19 protein-coding genes are annotated in these 19,613 nt (G+C 72.2%); 11 read left to right on the forward strand and 8 right to left on the reverse strand.

The window, feature by feature from the left end:
• Nucleotides 1–12: 12 nt before the first annotated feature.
• Nucleotides 13–357, forward strand: coding sequence for a cupin domain-containing protein (locus tag G3I78_RS09805; protein ID WP_164422498.1), 345 nt, complete (start codon nucleotides 13–15; stop codon nucleotides 355–357).
• On the opposite strand, the gene G3I78_RS09810 is transcribed toward G3I78_RS09805, so the two are convergent.
• Nucleotides 347–1,351, reverse strand: coding sequence for a LacI family DNA-binding transcriptional regulator (locus G3I78_RS09810; protein ID WP_164423075.1), 1,005 nt, complete (start codon nucleotides 1,349–1,351; stop codon nucleotides 347–349). The two genes, G3I78_RS09805 and G3I78_RS09810, sit on opposite strands and share 11 nt — an antisense overlap.
• A 116-nt stretch (nucleotides 1,352–1,467) precedes the next feature.
• Between G3I78_RS09810 and G3I78_RS09815 the strand changes: the two genes are divergently transcribed.
• Nucleotides 1,468–2,628, forward strand: coding sequence for a Gfo/Idh/MocA family oxidoreductase (locus G3I78_RS09815; protein ID WP_164422500.1), 1,161 nt, complete (start codon nucleotides 1,468–1,470; stop codon nucleotides 2,626–2,628).
• On the forward strand, nucleotides 2,625–3,617 hold the full coding sequence (locus G3I78_RS09820; RefSeq protein WP_164422502.1) for a Gfo/Idh/MocA family oxidoreductase: 993 nt from the start codon (nucleotides 2,625–2,627) through the stop codon (nucleotides 3,615–3,617). The genes G3I78_RS09815 and G3I78_RS09820 overlap by 4 nt, the downstream gene beginning before the upstream one ends.
• 4 nt (nucleotides 3,618–3,621) lie before the next feature.
• On the opposite strand, the gene G3I78_RS09825 is transcribed toward G3I78_RS09820, so the two are convergent.
• On the reverse strand, nucleotides 3,622–4,641 hold the full coding sequence (locus tag G3I78_RS09825; protein ID WP_164422505.1) for a LacI family DNA-binding transcriptional regulator: 1,020 nt from the start codon (nucleotides 4,639–4,641) through the stop codon (nucleotides 3,622–3,624).
• 107 nt (nucleotides 4,642–4,748) lie between these two features.
• Between G3I78_RS09825 and G3I78_RS09830 the strand changes: the two genes are divergently transcribed.
• The 5 genes from G3I78_RS09830 to G3I78_RS09850 all read left to right on the forward strand — a co-directional run bounded on the left by G3I78_RS09830 (nucleotide 4,749) and on the right by G3I78_RS09850 (nucleotide 10,265).
• A complete protein-coding gene (locus G3I78_RS09830; protein ID WP_164422507.1) occupies nucleotides 4,749–5,915 on the forward strand; it encodes a phytanoyl-CoA dioxygenase family protein in 1,167 nt (388 codons plus the stop codon).
• Between the two features lie 40 nt (nucleotides 5,916–5,955).
• Complete coding sequence (locus tag G3I78_RS09835) at nucleotides 5,956–6,732, forward strand: SDR family oxidoreductase (RefSeq protein WP_164422509.1); 777 nt, start codon at nucleotides 5,956–5,958, stop codon at nucleotides 6,730–6,732.
• 70 nt (nucleotides 6,733–6,802) lie between these two features.
• Complete coding sequence (locus tag G3I78_RS09840; RefSeq protein WP_164422512.1) at nucleotides 6,803–7,807, forward strand: Gfo/Idh/MocA family oxidoreductase; 1,005 nt, start codon at nucleotides 6,803–6,805, stop codon at nucleotides 7,805–7,807.
• A gap of 39 nt (nucleotides 7,808–7,846) precedes the next feature.
• Nucleotides 7,847–9,211 carry an FAD-dependent oxidoreductase gene (locus G3I78_RS09845; protein ID WP_343243700.1) on the forward strand — a complete coding sequence of 455 codons (1,365 nt, stop codon included), beginning with the start codon at nucleotides 7,847–7,849 and terminating at the stop codon, nucleotides 9,209–9,211.
• 46 nt (nucleotides 9,212–9,257) lie between these two features.
• Nucleotides 9,258–10,265 (forward strand): Gfo/Idh/MocA family oxidoreductase, encoded by a 1,008-nt coding sequence (locus G3I78_RS09850; RefSeq protein ID WP_164422514.1) that lies wholly within the window; start codon nucleotides 9,258–9,260, stop codon nucleotides 10,263–10,265.
• A gap of 38 nt (nucleotides 10,266–10,303) precedes the next feature.
• Here G3I78_RS09850 and G3I78_RS09855 read toward each other — a convergent pair whose 3' ends face one another.
• The 6 genes from G3I78_RS09855 to G3I78_RS09880 all read right to left on the reverse strand — a co-directional run bounded on the left by G3I78_RS09855 (nucleotide 10,304) and on the right by G3I78_RS09880 (nucleotide 16,379).
• Nucleotides 10,304–11,290 (reverse strand): hypothetical protein, encoded by a 987-nt coding sequence (locus G3I78_RS09855; protein WP_164422516.1) that lies wholly within the window; start codon nucleotides 11,288–11,290, stop codon nucleotides 10,304–10,306.
• A 132-nt stretch (nucleotides 11,291–11,422) separates the two neighbouring features.
• On the reverse strand, nucleotides 11,423–12,442 hold the full coding sequence (locus G3I78_RS09860) for a Gfo/Idh/MocA family oxidoreductase (RefSeq protein ID WP_164422518.1): 1,020 nt from the start codon (nucleotides 12,440–12,442) through the stop codon (nucleotides 11,423–11,425).
• An 11-nt stretch (nucleotides 12,443–12,453) separates the two neighbouring features.
• Nucleotides 12,454–13,356, reverse strand: a complete 903-nt coding sequence (locus G3I78_RS09865; protein WP_164422520.1) for a sugar phosphate isomerase/epimerase — start codon at nucleotides 13,354–13,356, stop codon at nucleotides 12,454–12,456.
• Nucleotide 13,357: 1 nt separating this feature from the next.
• On the reverse strand, nucleotides 13,358–14,275 hold the full coding sequence (locus G3I78_RS09870) for an ATP-binding cassette domain-containing protein (protein ID WP_164422522.1): 918 nt from the start codon (nucleotides 14,273–14,275) through the stop codon (nucleotides 13,358–13,360).
• 5 nt (nucleotides 14,276–14,280) lie between these two features.
• Complete coding sequence (locus tag G3I78_RS09875) at nucleotides 14,281–15,360, reverse strand: ABC transporter permease (protein WP_164422524.1); 1,080 nt, start codon at nucleotides 15,358–15,360, stop codon at nucleotides 14,281–14,283.
• Complete coding sequence (locus G3I78_RS09880) at nucleotides 15,360–16,379, reverse strand: sugar ABC transporter substrate-binding protein (protein ID WP_164422526.1); 1,020 nt, start codon at nucleotides 16,377–16,379, stop codon at nucleotides 15,360–15,362. The genes G3I78_RS09875 and G3I78_RS09880 overlap by 1 nt, the downstream gene beginning before the upstream one ends.
• A 248-nt stretch (nucleotides 16,380–16,627) precedes the next feature.
• Here G3I78_RS09880 and G3I78_RS09885 point away from each other — a divergent pair, with 248 nt between their 5' ends.
• Genes G3I78_RS09885 through G3I78_RS09895 form a run of 3 tightly spaced genes read left to right on the forward strand, consistent with a single transcriptional unit; the run spans nucleotide 16,628 to nucleotide 19,612 of the window.
• Complete coding sequence (locus G3I78_RS09885) at nucleotides 16,628–16,918, forward strand: hypothetical protein (protein WP_164422528.1); 291 nt, start codon at nucleotides 16,628–16,630, stop codon at nucleotides 16,916–16,918.
• Nucleotides 16,918–18,792, forward strand: coding sequence for a 3D-(3,5/4)-trihydroxycyclohexane-1,2-dione acylhydrolase (decyclizing) (gene iolD / locus G3I78_RS09890; protein WP_203614722.1), 1,875 nt, complete (start codon nucleotides 16,918–16,920; stop codon nucleotides 18,790–18,792). The genes G3I78_RS09885 and iolD overlap by 1 nt, the downstream gene beginning before the upstream one ends.
• Nucleotides 18,793–18,826: 34 nt before the next feature.
• Nucleotides 18,827–19,612, forward strand: coding sequence for a GntR family transcriptional regulator (locus tag G3I78_RS09895; RefSeq protein WP_164422530.1), 786 nt, complete (start codon nucleotides 18,827–18,829; stop codon nucleotides 19,610–19,612).
• Nucleotide 19,613 lies beyond the last annotated feature (1 nt).

Consider the following 19,613-nt stretch of genomic DNA (forward strand, 5'->3'; position numbering starts at 1 on the left):
TAGGGTCGCCCCATGGACCACAGCTTCGTACTCCACATCCCCGACGCCGAGCTCGAGTCCGAGCCGCTCGCCCGGGAGCAGATCGTGTCCGGGACGCCCGAGGTGACCGGGAAGGTGGTCTGGGAGTCGGAGGACGGGCGGCAGATCCGGGGCATCTGGCAGATCACCCCGGGAGTCGTCACCGACACGGAGGCCGACGAGCTGTTCGTCGTCGTCAGCGGCTCGGCGACCATCGAGGTGGAGGGCGGGCCCACGCTGGAGGTGGGGCCCGGCGACATGGCCGTGCTGCGCGAGGGCGACCGTACGACGTGGACGGTGCACGAGACCCTGCGCAAGGCGTACGCGATCAATCTGTGAGCGGGGGCGCGGTGGTGCCCCGGATCTCCAGCGCCGCCGCCGTGAGATGCGTACGGCCCTCTCCCCCGCGTCCCTCGAACCGTTCGAGCAGACACCGCGCGGCCCGGCGGCCCACCTCGTGCCCCGCGTTGTCGACCGTGGTGAGCCAGACGTGGCGCAGCCGGGCGATGCTGGTGTTGTCGTAGCCGACGACGGACAGGTCGCGCGGGACGCGCAGGCCCAGTTCGTCGGCGGCCGACAGGACACCGATCGCGGCGATGTCGTTGACGGCGAAGACGGCCGTGGGCCGGTCGGGGCGGCTGAGCAGCCGGACCGTCGTGCGGTAGCCGCCCTCCTCGGTCAAGTCGCTCGGTTCGACGACCGCCCCCTGGGCGAGGCCGTGCTCCCGCATGGTCTCCTCGAAGCTGCGCCGGCGCAGCTCGCCGACCGCGCCGTACCCCGCGATGTGCGCGACACGCCGGTGGCCGAGCCCGATCAGGTGCTCGGTGACCAGCCGGGCGCCGCGCTCGTCGTCGTTGGCGACGACGTCCACCCCGGGGAGGACCGGCTCCCGCGCGCCCGCGACGACGACCGGGAGGCGTTCGGCGACCGCTGCGAGCGCGGCGGCGTCGGGCAGCGTGCCGATCACGATCAGGCCGTCGACCCCGAGGTCGAGGAAGGGCCCGGCCGGGTCCTGTCCGGTGCGGCGGTTGAGGCGGGCGTCGGCCAGGAGCATGCGCAGGCCGTTGTCGTGGAGCAGGGAGTTCAGGCCGTCGAGGAGGTCGACGAACCAGGGGTTGCGCAGGTCGTCGAGGAGGACCCCGACCGTGCGGGTGCGCTGCTCGCTGAGGCTGCGCGCCGCCGCGTTGGGGCGGTAGCCGAGCTCCCGGACGGCCCGCAGCACGGCGTCCCGTTTCTCCGGGCGGACCTGGTCGGAGCCGCGCAGTACGAGGGAGACCAGCGACTTCGAGACTCCGGCCCGGTCGGCCACGTCACGGATCGTCGGCGGTCTCATGGCCATGGACCGTTCCATGCCCCGGTGCGGCTTGTCAAAGGGTTGACAGCTCGCGAAGACGGCACCCAAGGTGACCTGGACAGAGTATGGACCGGTCCAAAGAGGGGCTGTCAGTCATGGTGGACACGCTGGGCGTCGCCGTCGTCGGGTTCGGCTGGATGGGGCGGGTGCACACCCAGGCGTACGCCCGTGTCGCGCACCACTACCCACGGCTCCCCGTGCTGCCACGGCTCGTGACCGTCGCCGAGGACGTGCCGGGACGGGCCGACGAGGCCGCCGCGCAGTTCGGTTTCGCCTCGGCGACCCGTGACTGGCGCGAGGTCGCCGCCGACCCCCGCGTCCAGGCCGTCAGCATCACCGCCCCGAACTTCCTGCACCGCGAGATCGGTGTCGCGATGGCCGAGGCCGGCAAGCACATCTGGATCGAGAAGCCGGTCGGGCTCGGCGCGGCGGACGCCCGCGCGGTGGCCGACGCGGCGGACCGGGCCGGGGTGCGCGGCGCGGTCGGCTTCAACTACCGCAACGCGCCCGCCGTGGAGACCGCCCGCGACCTGATCGCCGCCGGCGAGATCGGCACGGTCACCCATGTCCGCATCCGTCTCCTCAGCGACTACGCGGCCCATCCGCAGGGGGCCCTGACCTGGCGTTACGAGCGTGAGCGCGGCGGCAGCGGTGTGCTCGGGGACCTCGCCTCGCACGGCGCCGACCTGGCCCGCTTCCTGCTCGGCGACATCACCGCGCTGACCGCCGACACCGCGATCTTCGTACCGGAGCGCGCCCGCCCCACCGGCGCCACCGCCGGGCACACCCTCGCGACCGGGGAGCTGGGACCCGTCGAGAACGAGGACTACGTCAACTGCCTGCTGCGCTTCGCCTCCGGTGCCCGGGGCGTCCTGGAGGCCTGCCGGGTGTCGGTCGGCGAGCAGAACAACTACGGCTTCGAGGTGCACGGCACGAAGGGCGCGGTGTTCTGGGACTTCCGGCGGATGGGCGAGCTGGGCATCAGCCGCGGCACGAGCTACCAGGACCAGCCGGTGAGCACGGTGTACGTCGGCCCGGGCGCCGGTGAGTTCGGTGCCTTCCAGCCGGGCGCGGCGAACGCCATGGGCTACGACGACCTGAAGGTCGTGGAGGCGTACCGCTTCCTGCGTTCGGTCGCCGAGGGCACCTCGTACGGGGCGACGCTCGCGGACGCCGTGCACAGCGCGACCGTGCTGGACGCGATGGCCCGGTCGGCCGAGAGCGGTTCGTGGGTCTCCGTGGAGGCGTCGGCATGACGGTCCGGGTGGGGGTGATCGGGGCCGGGGTGATGGGCGCCGACCATGTGCGGCTGCTGCACGGAGCGGTGTCGTCGGCCGAGGTCGTGGCGGTGACGGACGTGGACGCGGCCCGTGCGCGTGCCCTCGTGGACACCGTGCCCGGGGCGCGGGTCAGTCCCGACGCGTGGGCGCTGATCGCCGATCCCGGTGTGGACGCCGTGGTCGTCGCCTCGCACGACTCGACGCACGCCGAGCTGACCACGGCCGCCGTGCGGGCCGGGAAGCCGGTGCTGTGCGAGAAGCCGCTGGCGCCTACGGTCGCCGAGTGCGTCGAGGTGGTCCGGGCGGACGACAAGGCGGGCGGCGGACTGGTGTCCGTCGGGTTCATGCGGCGGTTCGACCCCTCGTACGTCGCCCTGAAGGCGGCGCTGGGAGAGGGCCGGTGCGGGCGGCCCCGGATGGTGCACTGCGTGAGCCGGCAGGTGACGTCGATGCCGGGCGCGGTCAGCGAGTTCAGCGTCACCGGGTCGGCGATCCACGAGCTGGACACCGTGCCGTGGCTGCTGGAGTCACCCGTCACCGCGGTCTCCTGGCACGCGCCCGAGGGCGGCTCCGCTCCCGGTCTGCGCGACCCCCAGCTGATGCTGCTGCACACCGCCGACGGCACCCTCACCACGGTCGAGACCTTCCTCAACGCCCGCTACGGCTACGAGGTGCGCTGCGAGGTCGTGGGCGAGCGGGGCGCGCTCCGGCTCACCGACCCCGCGCTCGTGGTGACCCATCTGGAACGGACCCGGTCGACGGGGTATCCGGCCGACTGGCGGCCCCGGTTCGCCGACGCCTACCGGCTGGAGCTCCAGGCGTGGACCGACGCGGTCGTCGCCGGGCGGCCGTCGCCGCTGGCCTCGGCGCGGGAGGGGCTGACCGCGTCGGCGGTCGCCGAGGCGGTGATCGTGTCGATGCGCGAGGGCGGCCGGACCGTCCCCGTCTCCGTGCCGGTCCCCTGACGGCTCAGTACGGCATGTTGTACGGCGTGACCACCTGGATCGCCGACGGTGTCGTCGGGCCCGCGGGCGGCAGCGCCCCGTGGGCCCGCATCACGATGTGGCAGGCCTCCCGCATGTCCTGGCGCAGGTCGTGGTGGAGCACGGCGGACAGCCGGTGTTCGCGCAGCAGGCGGTCGTTGTCGTGGTCCAGGTCGTGGGCCACGAACACCGCGCACTCCCGGTCCAGGTCCTCGAACGCCTTCAGCGTGGCGATGTTCCCGCCACCGATCGAGTAGACCGCGCGGATGTCCGGGTCGCGCTCCAGGGCGGCCCTGACCAGGTCGTACTGGGTGGCGTCCAGGCCCTGGCCCTCGGCTATCTCCACCACCGTGCGGTCGGGGTGGTGGGTGCGCATGGCGCTGCGGAAGCCCATCTCGCGCTCCTCCTCGTTGCGGAAGAAGCCGCTGCTGAGGCTGGCCAGGACGTTGGCGGGGCGCTCCCCCAGCCACTGGCCCATCAGATACGCCGCGGTCGCCCCGGCCGCCCGGTTGTCGATGCCGACATAGCCGAGGCGGGCGCTCGCGGGCAGGTCGGTGACCAGGGTGACCACGGGGATGCCCGCCTCCGCGAGCCGGCCGACGGCGGCCGTGACCTCGGGGACGTCCGGCGCCTTGAGGATCACTCCCTGGGAGCCCCTGCGCGCGATCCGGTCGAGGGTCCTGGTCAGCTCGGCGACCGGGCCCGTCTCGCGGAAGTGGAAGCGGGAGCGCAGCACGGCGGGGTGCAGGGCGGGCAGTTCGGCCTCCAGGGCCGCGCGGACGGCCGTGGAGAAGCGTTCCGGCGTCTGCATCACTATGTCGACCATGAAGGTACGGCCCACCAGCCGGACCTGGGTGCGCTGCCGGTCCAGGTCGGTGATCGCCTGGTGGACCTCGCGGGCGGTGCTCTCCCTGACCCCTCCCCTGCCGTTCAGCACGCGGTCCACGGTGGCCTCGCTCAGCCCCGCCTGACGTGCGATTTCCCGGATCGGGAACGGGTGTCCCACGTGCCTGCTCCTTGAGGGGTTTTTGATGGCCGCCTGCTGGTTGTTCGACGCCTTTGTCATGACAAGAATGACAGCGCTGAGTCGCCCCTGTCACCGAGAGGACGCCGATGTCCTTCACCGCCGTACACCACCGCGCCTGGCTCTCCGAGCAGGACTGCGACCTCGACTCGTTCCGCGCGCTCGTCGAGCGGACGGCCGACCCCGCCGACTACCCGCACGCCAGTGCCGTGGAGCGGAACGTCCTGCTGTACGACGCCGAGCGCGTCCTCGGCGCCGAGGACCGCCGGGGCGTCCAGGAGGAACTGGTCCGGGCCCTGACCGACGGCCCCGGGATCGTCGTCCTCCGCAATGCCTTCGCCGACCACGCGGTCGTGGACCGGTTCACCGAGGTCTTCGACTCGCTGATCCGCGAGCAGTACGCGGCGGGCACCACCGCCGGCGACCACTTCGCGAAGCCCGGCGCCAACGAGCGGGTGTGGAACGCGCTGGAGAAGGCCGCCCTCTACGACCCCGCCGCGTTCGCCGACTACTACGCCAACCCCGTCCTCGCCCTGATCTCCGAGACCTGGCTCGGCCCCGGCTACCAGGTCACCTCGCAGGTCAACGTGGTCAACCCGGGCGGTCTCGCGCAGACCGTGCACCGCGACTACCACCTCGGCTTCCTCTCCGACGAGGTCGCCGCGGCCTATCCGGCGCACGTCCACCGCCTCTCCCCCGTGCTCACCCTCCAGGGCGCGGTCGCGCACTGCGACATGCCGGTGGAGTCGGGGCCGACGCTGTACCTGCCGTTCTCGCAGGCGTACGAGCCCGGGTATCTGGCGTGGCGGCGGCCGGAGTTCCAGGCGTACTTCAAGGACCACCACGTCCAGCTGCCGCTCGCGAAGGGCGACGCCGCGTTCTTCAACCCGGCCCTCTTCCACGCCGCCGGGACCAACCGGACCACGGACGTGCGGCGCATGGCGAACCTGCTCCAGGTGTCCTCGGCCTTCGGGCGGGCCATGGAGACCGTGGACCGGGAGGCGGTGTCGAACGCCGTCTACCCCGCGCTGCTGCGGCGCAAGGCGGAGGGCGCCGACGAGCGGTGGCTGGAGAACGTGATCGCCGCGAGCGCCGAGGGCTACCCCTTCCCCACCAACCTCGACAGCGACCCGCCGGTCGACGGTCTCGCACCGCCCTCGCAGGCGGACCTGGTGCGGCGGGCGCTCGCCGAGGGATGGAACCCGCGCACGCTCAGGGACGAGCTGCGGGCGGGCGCGGACCGGCGCACCAGCTGAGCCGCACGCAGGAGCCGAACCGAAAGGGACTGGCACATTCATGGGACTTCTCGACGACAAGGTCGTCCTCGTCAACGGCGGCAGCCAGGGCGTCGGTGCCGCCATCGCCCGGGCCGCCGTCCGTGAGGGGGCGGTCGTCGCCGTCACCGGCCGCCGCCCGGAACCCGGCGCGGCACTGGTCGCGGAGCTGGAGGCGGCCGGCGGCAAGGCGCTGTTCGTCCGCGCCGACCTCGCCGACGCCGAGCAGGCCAAGGAGTCGGTGCGGCGGGTCGTCGAGGTGTACGGCCGTGTCGACTGCCTGGTGAACTCCGCGGGACTCACCTCGCGGGGCACGCTCCTCGACACCACGCCCGAGCTGTTCGACCAGCACATCGCGATCAACCTCAAGGCGCCCTTCTTCGCCATGCAGGCCGCGGTCGCGGACATGGTCGGCCGGGGGGCGCCCGGCACGGTCGTCAACATCATCACGTCCTCGGCGCACGGCGGTCAGCCCTTCCTGGCGCCCTACGTCGCCGCGAAGGCCGGTCTGATCGGCCTGACCCGCAACGCCGCCCACGCGCACCGCTGGGACCGGGTGCGGATCAACGGCCTCAACATCGGCTGGACGGCGACGGAGGGCGAGGACGCCACCCAGAGGACCTTCCACGGCGCAGGCGACGACTGGCGCGAGGAGGCCGCGGCCAGGCTGCCCATGGGCAAGCTGGGTCAGCCGGACGAGATCGCCGACTTCGTGGTGCTGCTGCTGTCGGAGCGGTCGGGCGTGGTCACCGGGTCCGTGATCGACTGGGACCAGAACGTCCTCGGCGGCCTCGACTGACCTCCCCGCTCAAGCAGCCACCCCTCGACCGACACCGCTCACCGCAAGAACCCTCAAGGAGTCACCCCCCATGCGCATCGGAATCCTCGGCCTCGGCCGCATCGGCGCCTTCCACGCCGAGACCCTCTCCGGACTCGACGCGGTCGAGTCGCTCGTGCTCACCGACCCGTTCGCGGAGGCCGCCAAGTCCGCCGCGGAGCGGTTCGGCGGCGAGGTCGTGGACTCGCCCGAGGCACTGCTGGCGGCCGGCGTGGACGGCATCGTGGTCGCCGCGGCCACGGACGCCCACCCCGGGCTGATCCTGGCCGGTGTCGAGGCCGGCATCCCGGTCTTCTGCGAGAAGCCCGTCGCCAAGCACATGAGCGAGGGCGTCGAGGTCCTCAAGGCCGTCCAGGGCAGCGACGTGCCGATCCAGATCGGCTACAACCGCCGCTTCGACACCGGTTTCGTCAACGCGCGCGCCGCCGTGCAGAGCGGTGAGCTGGGCAAGCTGCACACCGTGCGCTCGACCACCCTGGACCCGGCCCCGCCGCCGGCCGCCTATGTCGCCGCCTCCGGGGGCATCTTCCGGGACTGCTCGGTGCACGACTTCGACATCATCCGCTGGGTGACGGGCCGCGAGGTCGTCGAGGTGTACGCCGTCGGCGGCAACCGGGGCGCCGACTACATCAAGGAGGCGGGCGACGCCGACACCACCGGCGCGATCCTCACCCTGGACGACGGCACCATCGCGGTGGTCTCCAACTCCCGCCACAACGCCCGGGGTTACGACGTCCGCATGGAGATCCACGGCTTCCAGGACTCCATCGCCGTCGGCCTGGAGGACAAGCTGCCGCTGCGCTCGGTCGAGCCCGGGGTGACCTTCCCGGCGGGCACCCCGCACGACTTCTTCATGGACCGGTTCACGGCCGCCTACCGCGCCGAACTCACCGCGTTCACCGAGGTCGTGGCCGGTACCCGGACCTCGCCGTGCACCATCGCGGACGCCCTGGAGGCGGGCTGGATCGCCGAGGCGTGCACGCTGTCCCTGTACGAGCACCGCCCGGTGACGATCGCCGAGGTCCGCACGGCCTGACGGCTGAACGCCGGGCTCCTGGTATCCGTTCAGGGTCATGTGATCTCTCCACATGACACCGGGACGGCTCCAGGAGCGCGGACCGCGGCCGCCGAGCGTGAACCCGCTGAACTCTCCGAGCCCTCCAGGCTTTCCGGGCTCTCCGCACCCTCCGGCCCGAGGGGCGTCGTCGTCATCGGCGCCGGACCCGGCGGCCTGGCCGTCGCCCGCGAACTGGAGGCGGCCGGGCACCGGGTGACCGTGCTGGAGGAGCGCGACACGGTGGCCGGCAAGTGCCAGAGCGTGCACGTCGACGGGCGCGCCTACGACCTCGGCGGCCACATCTGCACCAACAAGTACGAGCGGACGGCACAGTTGCTGACGGACCTGGACGTGCCGACGGAGCGCACCAGCCGCTACCGCGTTCTCGACGCCGAGGGCGGCGAGGCGGTCCGGCAGTCGATGGCGTTCCTCCGGGACGGCTCCCTCCCGCGCTACCGGTCGTTACGCGCACGGGAGTTCCCGCGCATCGCCGAACCCGGGCTCGCGCACTCCGCGCGGGCGCTCGCCGCTCCCGTCGCCCGGTGGCTCGACGATCACGGGCTCCGGTCGATGGCCGACTCCTTCGGCACCGGGTACACGGCGGCCGGGTACGGCCACCTGGACGACGACGTGCCCGCCCTGTACTTCGTCAAGTACGCCGAGATGACGGGGTTGTTGGATCCGGGCCCCGAACTCCTGGGCCACCCTGGCGACTTCACGGTGGCCGGCGGGTTCGCCACGCTGTGGCGCCGGGTCGCCGACGAGCTGAAGGACGTGCGGTGCGGGGTGCGGGTGACGTCGGTGGAGCGGCACCCGGCCGGGGTGCGGGTGCACACCGACTCGGGGCCGGTCGAGGCGGACGACCTGGTGCTCGCCGTCACTCCGGACCGTGTCCTGCCGGTCCTGGACGCCACCGACGAGGAGCGCGACCTGGCCGGGCGGATCCGCTCGCACGCCTACCGCACCACCCTCGCCACCGCGACCGGCCTGCCGGGGGACGCCTTCTACTTCCTCGCCGCGCACACCGCGAGCCGCGCGACGGCCGGCCACTGTGTGTCGTACCACCACCGCTACCCGGACAGCGAGGTGCGCACCTTCTACTCCTACGGCCGCCCCGGCGACACCACCGCGCTGCTGCGGGAGGACGTCACGGCGCTGGGCGGACGGCTGGCGCAGGTGCACCTCGGGCGGGAGTGGGCGTTCATGCCGTACTTCGGCGGCGCCGACCTCGCGGGCGGCGCGCTGGACCGGCTCGACGCGCTTCAGGGCCGTGACCGCACCTACTACGTGGGCGGGCTGCCCGCGTTCGAGCTCGTCGAGTGCGTGGTGGCCCAGGCCCAGGAACTCGCCCGGCGCCACTTTCCGCCCGCTCGGCCACACTGACCAGGCGGGGACCACGCTCCGCCACGATCCAGGAGGAACCACGGACATGACTGAGCCGCTGCGCATCGGAGTGCTGGGAGCCGCGCGGATCAGCGAGGCCTCGTTGATCGGCCCGGCCCGGGCGACCGGTCACCGGGTCGTCTCGGTGGCCGCGCGCGACCGGTCCCGCGCCGAGGCCTACGCGGCCGAGCACGGTATCGAGCGGGTGGCGGGGTCGTACGCCGAACTGATCGCCGATCCCGAGGTCGAGGTCGTCTACAACCCGCTCGCCAACGGCCTGCACGGGCCGTGGAACCTCGCGGCCCTCGCCGCGGGCAAGCACGTGCTGAGCGAGAAGCCGTCGGCGAGCAACGCCGAGGAGGCCGCGGAGGTGCGGGAGGCGGCGGCGAAGGCCGGGACGGTCTTCATGGAGGCCTTCCACTACCTCTTCCACCCGCTGACCCGGCGGCTGCACGAGGTCCTCGCGAGCGGCGAGATCGGCGAGCCGCGGCACGTCGAGGCGCTGGTCGCGATCCCGGCGCCGGCCGACACCGACCCGCGCTGGTCGCTGCCACTGGCCGGCGGCGCGGTGATGGACCTCGGCTGCTACAGCCTGCACGCGCTGCGCGTGCTGGCCCCCTGGGCGGGCGGCGCGCCGCGGCTGGTCTCGGCGCGGGGCGGGGAGCGGGCCGGTGCGCCCGGGGTCGACGAGTGGCTCGACGCGGACCTCGCCTTCCCGGGCGGTGCGACCGGGTCGGCGCGCTGCCACATGGCGTACGACAGGCTGGAGATGAGCTGCCGGATCACCGGTTCGCGGGGCGAGGTGCTGGCGCCGAACTTCGTGCTGCCGCAGCTCGACGACCGGCTCGTGGTGCGCACGGCGGACGGCGAGCGCACCGAGCGGCTCGGCACCCGGTCGTCGTACACCTACCAGCTGGAGGCGTTCGCGGACCGGGTGCGCGGCGGCGCGGCGCTGCCGTTGGACGCGGACGACGCGGTGGCGACGATGGCCCTGATCGACGCCTCCTACCGGGCGGCCGGGTTCGAGCCCCGGCCACGGCACGTCCCCGCCTGAACGGTGTTGTACGGCAGACGCCCCTTCCGCAGCGGGACCTAGGGCCGGTCCGCGGTGAAGTCGGCGTCCAGCGCGGCGAGTTCGCGCCGGACGCCCGCTTCCTTGTCGGCCTCGCCGAGGTCCCCGAGGATGTCGGCGAGGCAGGCCAGGGCCGACGACAGCGCGCCCGCCCCGGCAGGTCTGCGGCCGTCGGCCACCGCCTCCTCGGCGCAGGCGCGGGCCTCGACCGGGTCGCCGGTGGCGCGGTGGCAGTGGGCGAGGTCGACCAGGAGCCGGATGCGCAGCGGCAGCACGACCTCGGGGACGGTCCACGCGACGGGTCCCCGCAACGCCTCCCTGGCCTCGGGGCCGACGCCCAGCGCGTCCTGGTGCCGCCCCGACTCCCGCAGTCCCGCGACCAGTTCGGCGAGCACCTGCGGCCGGACCAGCTCGATCTGCGTCAGCTCCCGCAGGGACAGGGCGGCGAGCAGCGCGGCGCACTCCTCGTAGCCGGCGACGGACTCCTCGGTGCGGCCGACCGCGCCGAGCAGCAGCGCGTACGTCCGCAGCGCCCCGGGCAGGCTGCCGAGCGCTCGGTCCCTGCGGTCGGCGGCGGACAGCCCGCGGTAGGCCGCCACGCACGCGTGTGCCGCCGCCACGGCGTCCTCGACCCGGCCGGCGGCAGCGAGGGCCTGCGCCCGCACCAGCCCCGCGAAGGCGGCCGGTGCCGGGGAGGGCCGAGCGCCGGGTACGGCGGTCACCTCGTCCGCGGCCGTGCACGCCTCCTCGTGCCGCCCCGACAGCAGCAACGCGTGGGCGCGCAGCGCCAGGGCACGGCTCAGCCCGTCGGTGTCGGCCGTCGCCCGGTAGACCGCGACCGCCTCCTCGGCCCAGGCCAGCCGCCGCGCGGGCGACGGTGACCTGAGGCCCGCCCAGGACGGTGTGACGCAGTACGACAGCGCTGCCCCCAGCAGCGGTCCGCCCTTCTCCGGTGACAGCCGGGCCGCGGCCCGCGGCAGCGGCAGCAGTATCCGTACGATCCCCATACGCACCCCCTCGCCGCCCCGCCGAGGACAGCCGCGCCATGGTTGCACAGGGGGTCGCGCCGGTGCCGCGATTCGCGCAGGACGTAGCGAGCACGGGGGAACTTCGCCGAACCTCCCGTGTACGGCGGGGAGTCAGCCGTACAGCGCGGGCCGCTCGACGAGGTCCACCGTGACCCGGCCGCCGTCGTCCAGCGACCGTACGCCCGCCTCGCACACCGCGGCCGCCGCGTAGCCGTCCCAGACGCTGGGCCCGGTGACCTCGCCGCGGCGGGTGGCGTCGACCCAGGTCTGGACCTCGCGGTCGTAGGCGTCGGCGAAGCGTTCGACGAAGTCCTGGGCGATGGTGCCGCCCCAGCGGCCCGCCATGTCGGTGACCATGGCGTGGCCGTCGCCGATGCGGGCGGTGCCGCGTTCGCAGACCACCTCGGCCCTGACCTGGTACCCGAAGCCGCAGTTGACGAAGATCTCCACGTCGGAGAGGGCGCCGCCGTCGGTCTCGAACACCACGAACTGCGGGTCCTGGAGGTCGTCGGGGGCGTTCACGGACGGCGTCGGGCGCAGCACCGTGACCGCCGTGATCTCGTGTCCGAGCAGCCAGCGGGTCACGTCGGTCTCGTGTGCCACGGAGTCGCTGATCAGCATGGAGCTGGTGAAGAAGGGCGGGCTGGCGGCGTTGCGGTGCCGGTTGTGCAGCATGAGCGGCCGCCCCAACTGGCCCGTCTCCAGCAGGGACTTGAGCTTCATGTACTCGGCGTCGTAGCGCCGCATGAAGCCGACCTGGACGCGTCTGTGGCCCAGTTTCCGCTCGGCCTCCAGGACCCGCAGCGCGGAGGCCGCGTCCGGGGTGAGGGGCTTCTCGCACAGCACGGGAAGGTCGTGGTCGAGGGCCTGGAGGAGTGCCGCCTCGTGGGCGGGGCCCGGTGAGGCGATCAGGACGGCGTCGACGTCGGGCGCCGCCATCGCCGCGGCCGGGTCGGTGTGGGCGGTGCAGCCGTCGACGCGGGCGGCGACCTGTTTGGCGCGCTCCGCGTCGACGTCCACGACGGCGGCCACCCGGGCGCCGCTGGTCACCTCATGGATACGGCGGACGTGATCGGCGCCCATCTTGCCGGTGCCGATGACGGCGACGCCGAGGGTGCCTCGCTCGGACATGGTCATCCCCTTCAGGCGCCGCAGGACCTCAGGAACTTACGGGTGCGCACCGCGATCGGCAGCGGCTTGTCCGGTTCGCAGGGGTACATGTCCTGCTCGACGATGGCGAACAACTCCACACCGAGTTGCTGCGCGGCCACCAGCACCGGCTCCAACTCGGGTACGCCGGAGGGCGGTTCGCACATCACTCCGCGCTGGACGGCGGGCCCGAACGGCACCTCGTTCCGCACGACGTCCGCGAGGATCTCCGGGTCGACCTGCTTGAGGTGGAGGTAGCCGATGCGTTCGCCGTACGTCTCGATGAGCTTGACGCTGTCGCCGCCGCAGTAGGCGTAGTGCCCGGTGTCCAGGCAGAGGTTGACGAGTTCGGAGTCCGTCGAGTCGAGGAACCGCTCGACGTGGTCCTCGGTGTCGATGTGGGTGTCGGCGTGCGGGTGGACGACGATGTCGAGGCCGTAGGCCTCCTTGACCTCGTGCCCGAGCCGCTCCATCCCCTTGGTGAGGTGGGCCCACTGCTCGGCGGTCAGCTCCGGCGGCTCCAGGATCTCGGCGGTCTTGTCGTCGCGCCAGAAGGACGGGATCACCACCAGGTGCCGCGCGCCCATCGCCTGGGTGAGCGCGGCGACCTGGCTGACGTGCTCCCAGGTGGACTCCCAGACCGAGGGGCCGCGGTGCAGGCCGGTGAAGACCGTGCCCGCGGAGACCTTGAGGTCGCGCCGGGCGATCTCGTCGGTGAGCCGGGCCGGGTCTGTCGGCAGATAGCCGTACGGTCCCAGCTCGATCCAGGGGTAGCCGGCCTCGGCGACCTCGTCCAGGAAGCGTTCCCACGGCACCTGTACGGGGTCGTCGGGGAACCAGACGCCCCAGGAGTCGGGGGCCGAGCCGACGCGGATGCGGTCGAGGGGGGCCGCCATGTCAGGACTTCCCCTCGGCGGTGCCGGCCACCGGCGCGGTGAGGTCGGCCGCTTCCGGGAGCGCCTCGGTGTCGACGCCGCGGACCTGGGACAACTCGTGCTTGAGCGCGGCGAGTTCGGCGCCGCCCGCCATGTGGTTGGTCAGCTCTTCGAGGGTGATCTGGTCGCGGGACGCGGACAGTTCGAGGGTGCCGAGGCGCAGCACGCTGAAGTGGTCGCCGACCATGTAGGCGTGGTGCGGGTTGTGGGTGATGAAGATGACGCCGAGTCCGCGGTCGCGGGCGGCGGCCACGTACTTGAGCACGACACCGGACTGCTTGACGCCGAGGGCCGCGGTCGGCTCGTCCAGGATCAGCACCCGGGCGCCGAAGTACACGGCGCGCGCGATGGCCACGCACTGGCGCTGGCCGCCGGAGAGCGTGCCGATGGGCTGCTCCAGGTCGTCCAGGACGATGCCCATGTTGCGCAGTTCCTCGTCCGCGGTCTTCTTCATCCTCTCGATGTCGAGACGCCGGACGGGCCAGGGGCCCTTGGTCATCTCGGAGCCGAGGAAGAAGTTGCGCCACACCGGCATCAGCGGGACGACGGCGAGGTCCTGGTAGACGGTGGCGATGCCCTTGTCGAGCGCCTCGCGCGGGGTGGAGAAGCGCACCGGCCGGCCGTCGACGAGGAACTCGCCCTCGGTGTGCTGGTGCAGCCCGGAGATGATCTTGATGAGGGTGGACTTGCCGGCGCCGTTGTCGCCGAGCACACAGGTGACCTGGCTGGGGTGCACCTTCAGGCTCACGCCGTGCAGGGCGCGGACGTTGCCGTAGGACTTGCCGGCGTTCCGCAGTTCGACGATCGCCCCGTCGCCGTCACCGGGGGCGGGGGTCTCGTCGGCGAGGACGGCGCCGTGCGTGCCTGCTTCGTTGGTCATGCGGTTCACCTCCGGGTCGCCGTGCGGCTGACCCACAGATTGATCAGGACGGCGCCGAGGAGCATCACGCCGAGGAAGGCCTTGAACCAGTCCGGGTTCCAGTTGGCGTAGACGATGCCCTGCTGGACCATGCCGAACATGAACGCCCCGAACACCGGTCCGATCGCCGAGCCGGCACCGCCGGTCAGCAGACAGCCGCCGATCACGGCCGCGGAGATGTAGATCAGCTCCTGGCCCACGCCCTCGCCGGACTGCACGGTGTTGAAGGAGAACAGGTTGTGCATGCCGACGAACCAGGAACCGAAGCCGACCAGCATGAACAGCGAGATCTTGGTGAAGTTCACCGGGACACCGACGGCCCGCGCGGACTCCTTGTTGCCGCCGACCGCGAAGATCCAGTTGCCGTACTTGGTGCGCAGCAGCACCCAGGTCGCGAGCGCCGCGAACACCAGCCAGTACACGATGGTGATCTTGAACTGGACCCCGGCGACCTCGAAGGACGAGGCGAAGACCTTCTTGGCCTGCGCGAAGCCGTCCATGTCGCTGATGTCGTCGGTGGCGACGTTGCCGGTGACCAGCTTGGTGACCGCGAGGTTCACGCCCTGGAGGATCAGGAAGGTGCCCAGGGTGATCAGGAAGCTGGGCAGACCGGTCTTGACGACCAGCCAGCCGTTGAGGAAGCCGATCGCCAGCGAGACCAGCAGGGCGACGAACACCCCCGCCCACACGTTGAGCGTGAGCTGGAAGGCGAACATCGACGCGGTCAGCGCCGAGGTGATCACCGCGACACCGGACGACAGGTCGAACTCGCCGCCGATCATCAGCAGCGCGACCGGCAGGGCCATGATCCCGATGGTCGACGACTGGTACAGGATGTTCGCCATCGCGCTGCCCTCGCGCACCGGGGGCGCGGCGATCAGGAAGAACACCCACACCGCCACGGCGCCGAGGAAGACACCGACGTCGGGGCGGGCCAACAGGCGCAGGACGAACGGGCGTTCAGTGGTCCGCCCGTCCTTGACCTGGCCCGGGCCGGGGGCCGGCGGTGTGCTCACCGCCGGCTCGGCGTGCTGGGTCATACCCATCACCTGGTGCCCTTCGCGGCGTACTTGGCCACGGTCTCGACGTTCGACTTGTCGACGAAGGCGGGACCGGTCAGCACCGGCTGCTCGCCGCCGCCCATGTAGTTGCCGTTGTTCTTGTAGAGCCACAGCGAGTCGATCGCCAAGTAGCCCTGGAGGTAGGGCTGCTGGTCGACGGCGAACTCGATGGTGCCCTTGCTGATGGCGCCCGTCAGGTCCTTGTTGAGGTCGAAGGTGGCGATCTTCGCCTTGCTGCCCGCGTCGGACACCGACTGCACCGCGGTCAGCGCGAAGGGCGCGCCCAGGGTGACGACGTAGTCGATGGACTTGTCCTGCGAGAGCTTGGCGGTGATCGTCGACTTCACGGACGGCATGTCGGTGCCGTTGACGTTCAGCGTCTGGAGCTTGCCGGTGAAGGTCTTCTTCACACCGTCGCAGCGCTGGGTCAGGCCGATGTTGCCCTGCTCCTGGATGACACAGACGGCGTTCTTGGCACCGGCCTCGTTGAGCCGCTTGCCGAGCGCCTCGCCGGCGACCGACTCGTCCTGGCCGAAGAACTCCATCAGGCCGAGCTTCTGCCACTCGCTGACACCGGAGTTGAGGCCGACGACGGGTATGCCCGCCGCCTTCGCCTTGCTCACGACGTCCTTGAGGGCGTCCGGCTTGGCGAGGGTGATCGCGATGCCGTCGACCTTCTTGTCGATGGCGTTCTGCACCAGGTTGGCCTGGTTGGCCGCGCTCGGGTCGGCGGAGTAGACCAGGTCCACGTTGTCCTTGGCCGCCGCGGCCTCGGCACCCTTGCGGACGATGTCCCAGAAGGTGTCGCCGGGCGACTGGTGCGTGACCAGGGCGATGGTCATCCGGGGTGTGGTGGCCTTGCCCGCGGAGGCGCCGTCCGCGCTCTCCTCGGACTTCTTGCCGCCCGAGCTGCTGGAGCAGCCGGCGAGCGTCAGGGCCGCGGCCGCGGCGAGTGCCACGGCGGGAGCGAATCTCCGCGAACGGGAGAGAGAAGAGCGATCCATCTTTCCTTGCACCTCACTGTGCGACGGGGAGAACGTCGGGAAAGGGGGCGGAATCACGCCGATTGCGTTGGGACGGAATCCAATCCCCGAGCGCGCCCGCTGTCAATACTTTGTTAAGACATCATTTCACGCACAGGTCCGAATGTAAGTACAAACTATTGACAGCGTTGCCCTCCGAGTCCTACACCTGGGGAAGCACCAGGCCCGTTGGGCCCGGCGTCCCCAGCCCGGATCGAGGAGCGTCGCGCATGGCCGAGCCAGTCCAGCAGTTCGACGTGATCAGTATGGGCCGTATCGGAGTTGATCTCTACCCGCTCCCTCCCGGTATGCCATCGACGCAGGTCAGGCCCTACGGAAGGCCCCTGGGCGGCTCGATCGCCGACGTCGCTGCCCGGCCCGCCCGCCGCCCTGCCGCCGGCCCCCGTACGCACACCGATCCGCACGGCACACATCTCCACCAGACCCTCACCGAGTCCGCCGTCGACCACCGCCGGGCGCCCTCCCGCCGCCCCCTCCACACCGCACCGGAGAAGTCCTGATGAGCAGCACGACCCGCCTCACCGTCGCCCAAGCCCTGGTGCGGTTCCTGTCCGTCCAGTACACGGAGCGTGACGGCGTACGGCACCGGCTGATCGCCGGGACCTGGGGCATCTTCGGCCACGGCAACGTGGCGGGCATCGGGCAGGCGCTCCTGGAGGCGGGCGAGGACGCGATGCCCTTCCACCAGGGCCGCAACGAGCAGGCCATGGTCCACGCGGCGGTCGGCCACGCCCGCCAGCTGAACCGGCTCTCCGCGCAGGCGGTCACCACGTCGATCGGCCCGGGCGCCACGAACCTGGTCACCGGCGCCGCCCTGGCCACCATCAACCGCCTCCCGGTCCTGCTGCTGCCCGGCGACTACTTCGCCACCCGCGCCGCCGACCCGCTCCTCCAGCAGCTGGAGCACCCGACCGAGGCCGACGTCTCGGTGAACGACACCCTGCGCCCGGTCTCCCGTTACTTCGACCGCGTCCACCGCCCCGAGGCCCTGATCCCCTCCGCCCTCCAGGCCATGCGGATCCTCGCCGACCCGGCCGAGACCGGCGCGGTCACCCTCGCCCTCCCCCAGGACGTGCAGGCGGAGGCGTACGACTGGCCGGAGGAGTTCTTCGCCGAGCGCGTGTGGCGGGTACGGCGTCCCGCGCCGGACCCGGTCGAACTGGCGGAGGCGGTACGGGCGATCAGGTCGGCCGCCCGCCCCCTGATCGTCGCGGGCGGCGGAGTCCACCACAGCGAGGCCGAGGACGCGCTGAAGTCCCTGGCCGACGCCACCGGCATCCCGGTCGCCTCCACCCAGGCGGGCAAGGGCGCCCTGCGCCACGACCACCCCGCCGACCTCGGCGGCATCGGCCACACCGGCACGGCGGTCGCCGACGACCTCGCCCGCACCGCCGACCTGGTCATCGGCGTGGGCACCCGCTACTCCGACTTCACCACCGCCTCCGGCACCCTCTTCCAGAACCCGCACGTGCGCTTCCTCAACCTCAACATCACCGCCTTCGACGCCCACAAGCTGGCCGCGCGGACCGTCGTATGCGATGCGCGGGCGGGTCTGGAGGCGCTGGCGCCCGCACTCGAAGGCCACCGCGTGGACGCGGCCTACGAGGCCGAGTACGCGACCGGCAAGAAGCGCTGGGAGCAGGTCGTCGAGGCGGCCTACGCGGCGGCCGACGACAACGCCGTCCCCACCCAGACCCAGCTGCTCGGCGCACTGGACTCGGTGGTCGGCGACGAGGACGTGGTGATCAACGCGGCGGGCTCGCTCCCCGGCGACCTGCACAAGCTGTGGCGGGCCCGCTCCCCGCGCCAGTACCACCTGGAGTACGGCTACTCCTGCATGGGCTACGAGATCCCGGCGGCGATCGGCGTCCAGCAGGCGACCCCGGACACCCCGGTGTGGGCGCTGGTGGGCGACGGCACCTATCTGATGATGCCGACGGAGCTGGTCACCGCGGTCCAGGAGGGCCTGCCGATCAACCTGGTCCTCATCCAGAACCACGGCTACGCCTCCATCGGCGGCCTCTCGGAGTCGGTGGGCGGTGAGCGCTTCGGCACCGCCTACCGCTACCGCGCCGCCGACGGCACGTTCAGCGGCGACCCGCTCCCGGTCGACCTGGCCGCCAACGCGGCCAGCCTCGGCATGGACGTCCTGCGCGCGAAGACCGTGCGCGAGCTGCGCGAGGCCCTCGCCGCCGCACGCGCCTCGGACCGGCCGACCTGCGTCTACGTCGAGACGGACACCGTGAACCCGGCCGCTCCCCCGGCGGAGGCCTGGTGGGACGTGCCGGTGGCGCGGACGGCGTCCCGCGAGGCCGCCGTCGAGGCCCGGACGGAGTACGACCGTCAGGTCGCCGCCCGCCGCACCCACCTCTGACCAGCGCCCCCGACCCCACCAGGGAGGTACCTCCATGGCGAAGCCCGGCGACAGCTCACGTGCCGCCTCGGCCCCCGCGCTCGACTCCCTGGACTTCGCCCTGGACCGGGCCAGTCCGGTGCCCCTGTACTACCAGCTCGCCCGGCAGCTGGAGGCCGCGATCGAACACGGGGTGCTCGCCCCGGGGAACCTCCTGGGCAACGAGATCGACCTCTCCGTACGCCTGGGCCTGTCCCGCCCGACGGTCCGCCAGGCCATCCAGACCCTGGTCGAGAAGGGCCTGCTGGTCCGGCGGCGCGGGGTGGGCACCCAGGTGGTGCACAGCCAGGTCAAGCGCCCGCTGGAACTGAGCAGTCTCTACGACGACCTGGAGGCGGCCGGGCAGGGTCCGGCGACCCGGGTCGTGCGCAACGAGACCGTCCCGGCGTCGGCGGACGTGGCGGCCGCGCTGTCCGTCCCGGAGGGCAGCGGGGTCACCCTGCTGGAGCGGCTGCGCCTCACCCACGGCCAGCCGGTGGCGCTGCTCAGCAACTACCTCCCGGCGGACCTGCTCGACCTGGACAGCGAGCGCCTGGAGTCGACCGGCCTGTACCGCGTGATGCGCACGGCCGGCATCACCCTGCACAGCGCCCGCCAGACCGTCGGCGCCCGCTCCGCCACCGCCGAGGAGGCCGCCCGCCTCGACGAGAAGGAGGGCGCGGCCGTCCTGACCATGCAGCGCACGGCGTACGACGACACCGGGCGGCCGGTCGAGTACGGCACGCACATCTACCGGGCCTCGCGGTACGCGTTCGACTTCCAGCTGCTGGTCCGCCCCTGAC

The sequence above is a fragment of the Streptomyces sp. SID13726 genome, from assembly GCF_010548375.1.
Lineage (GTDB): Bacteria > Actinomycetota > Actinomycetes > Streptomycetales > Streptomycetaceae > Streptomyces.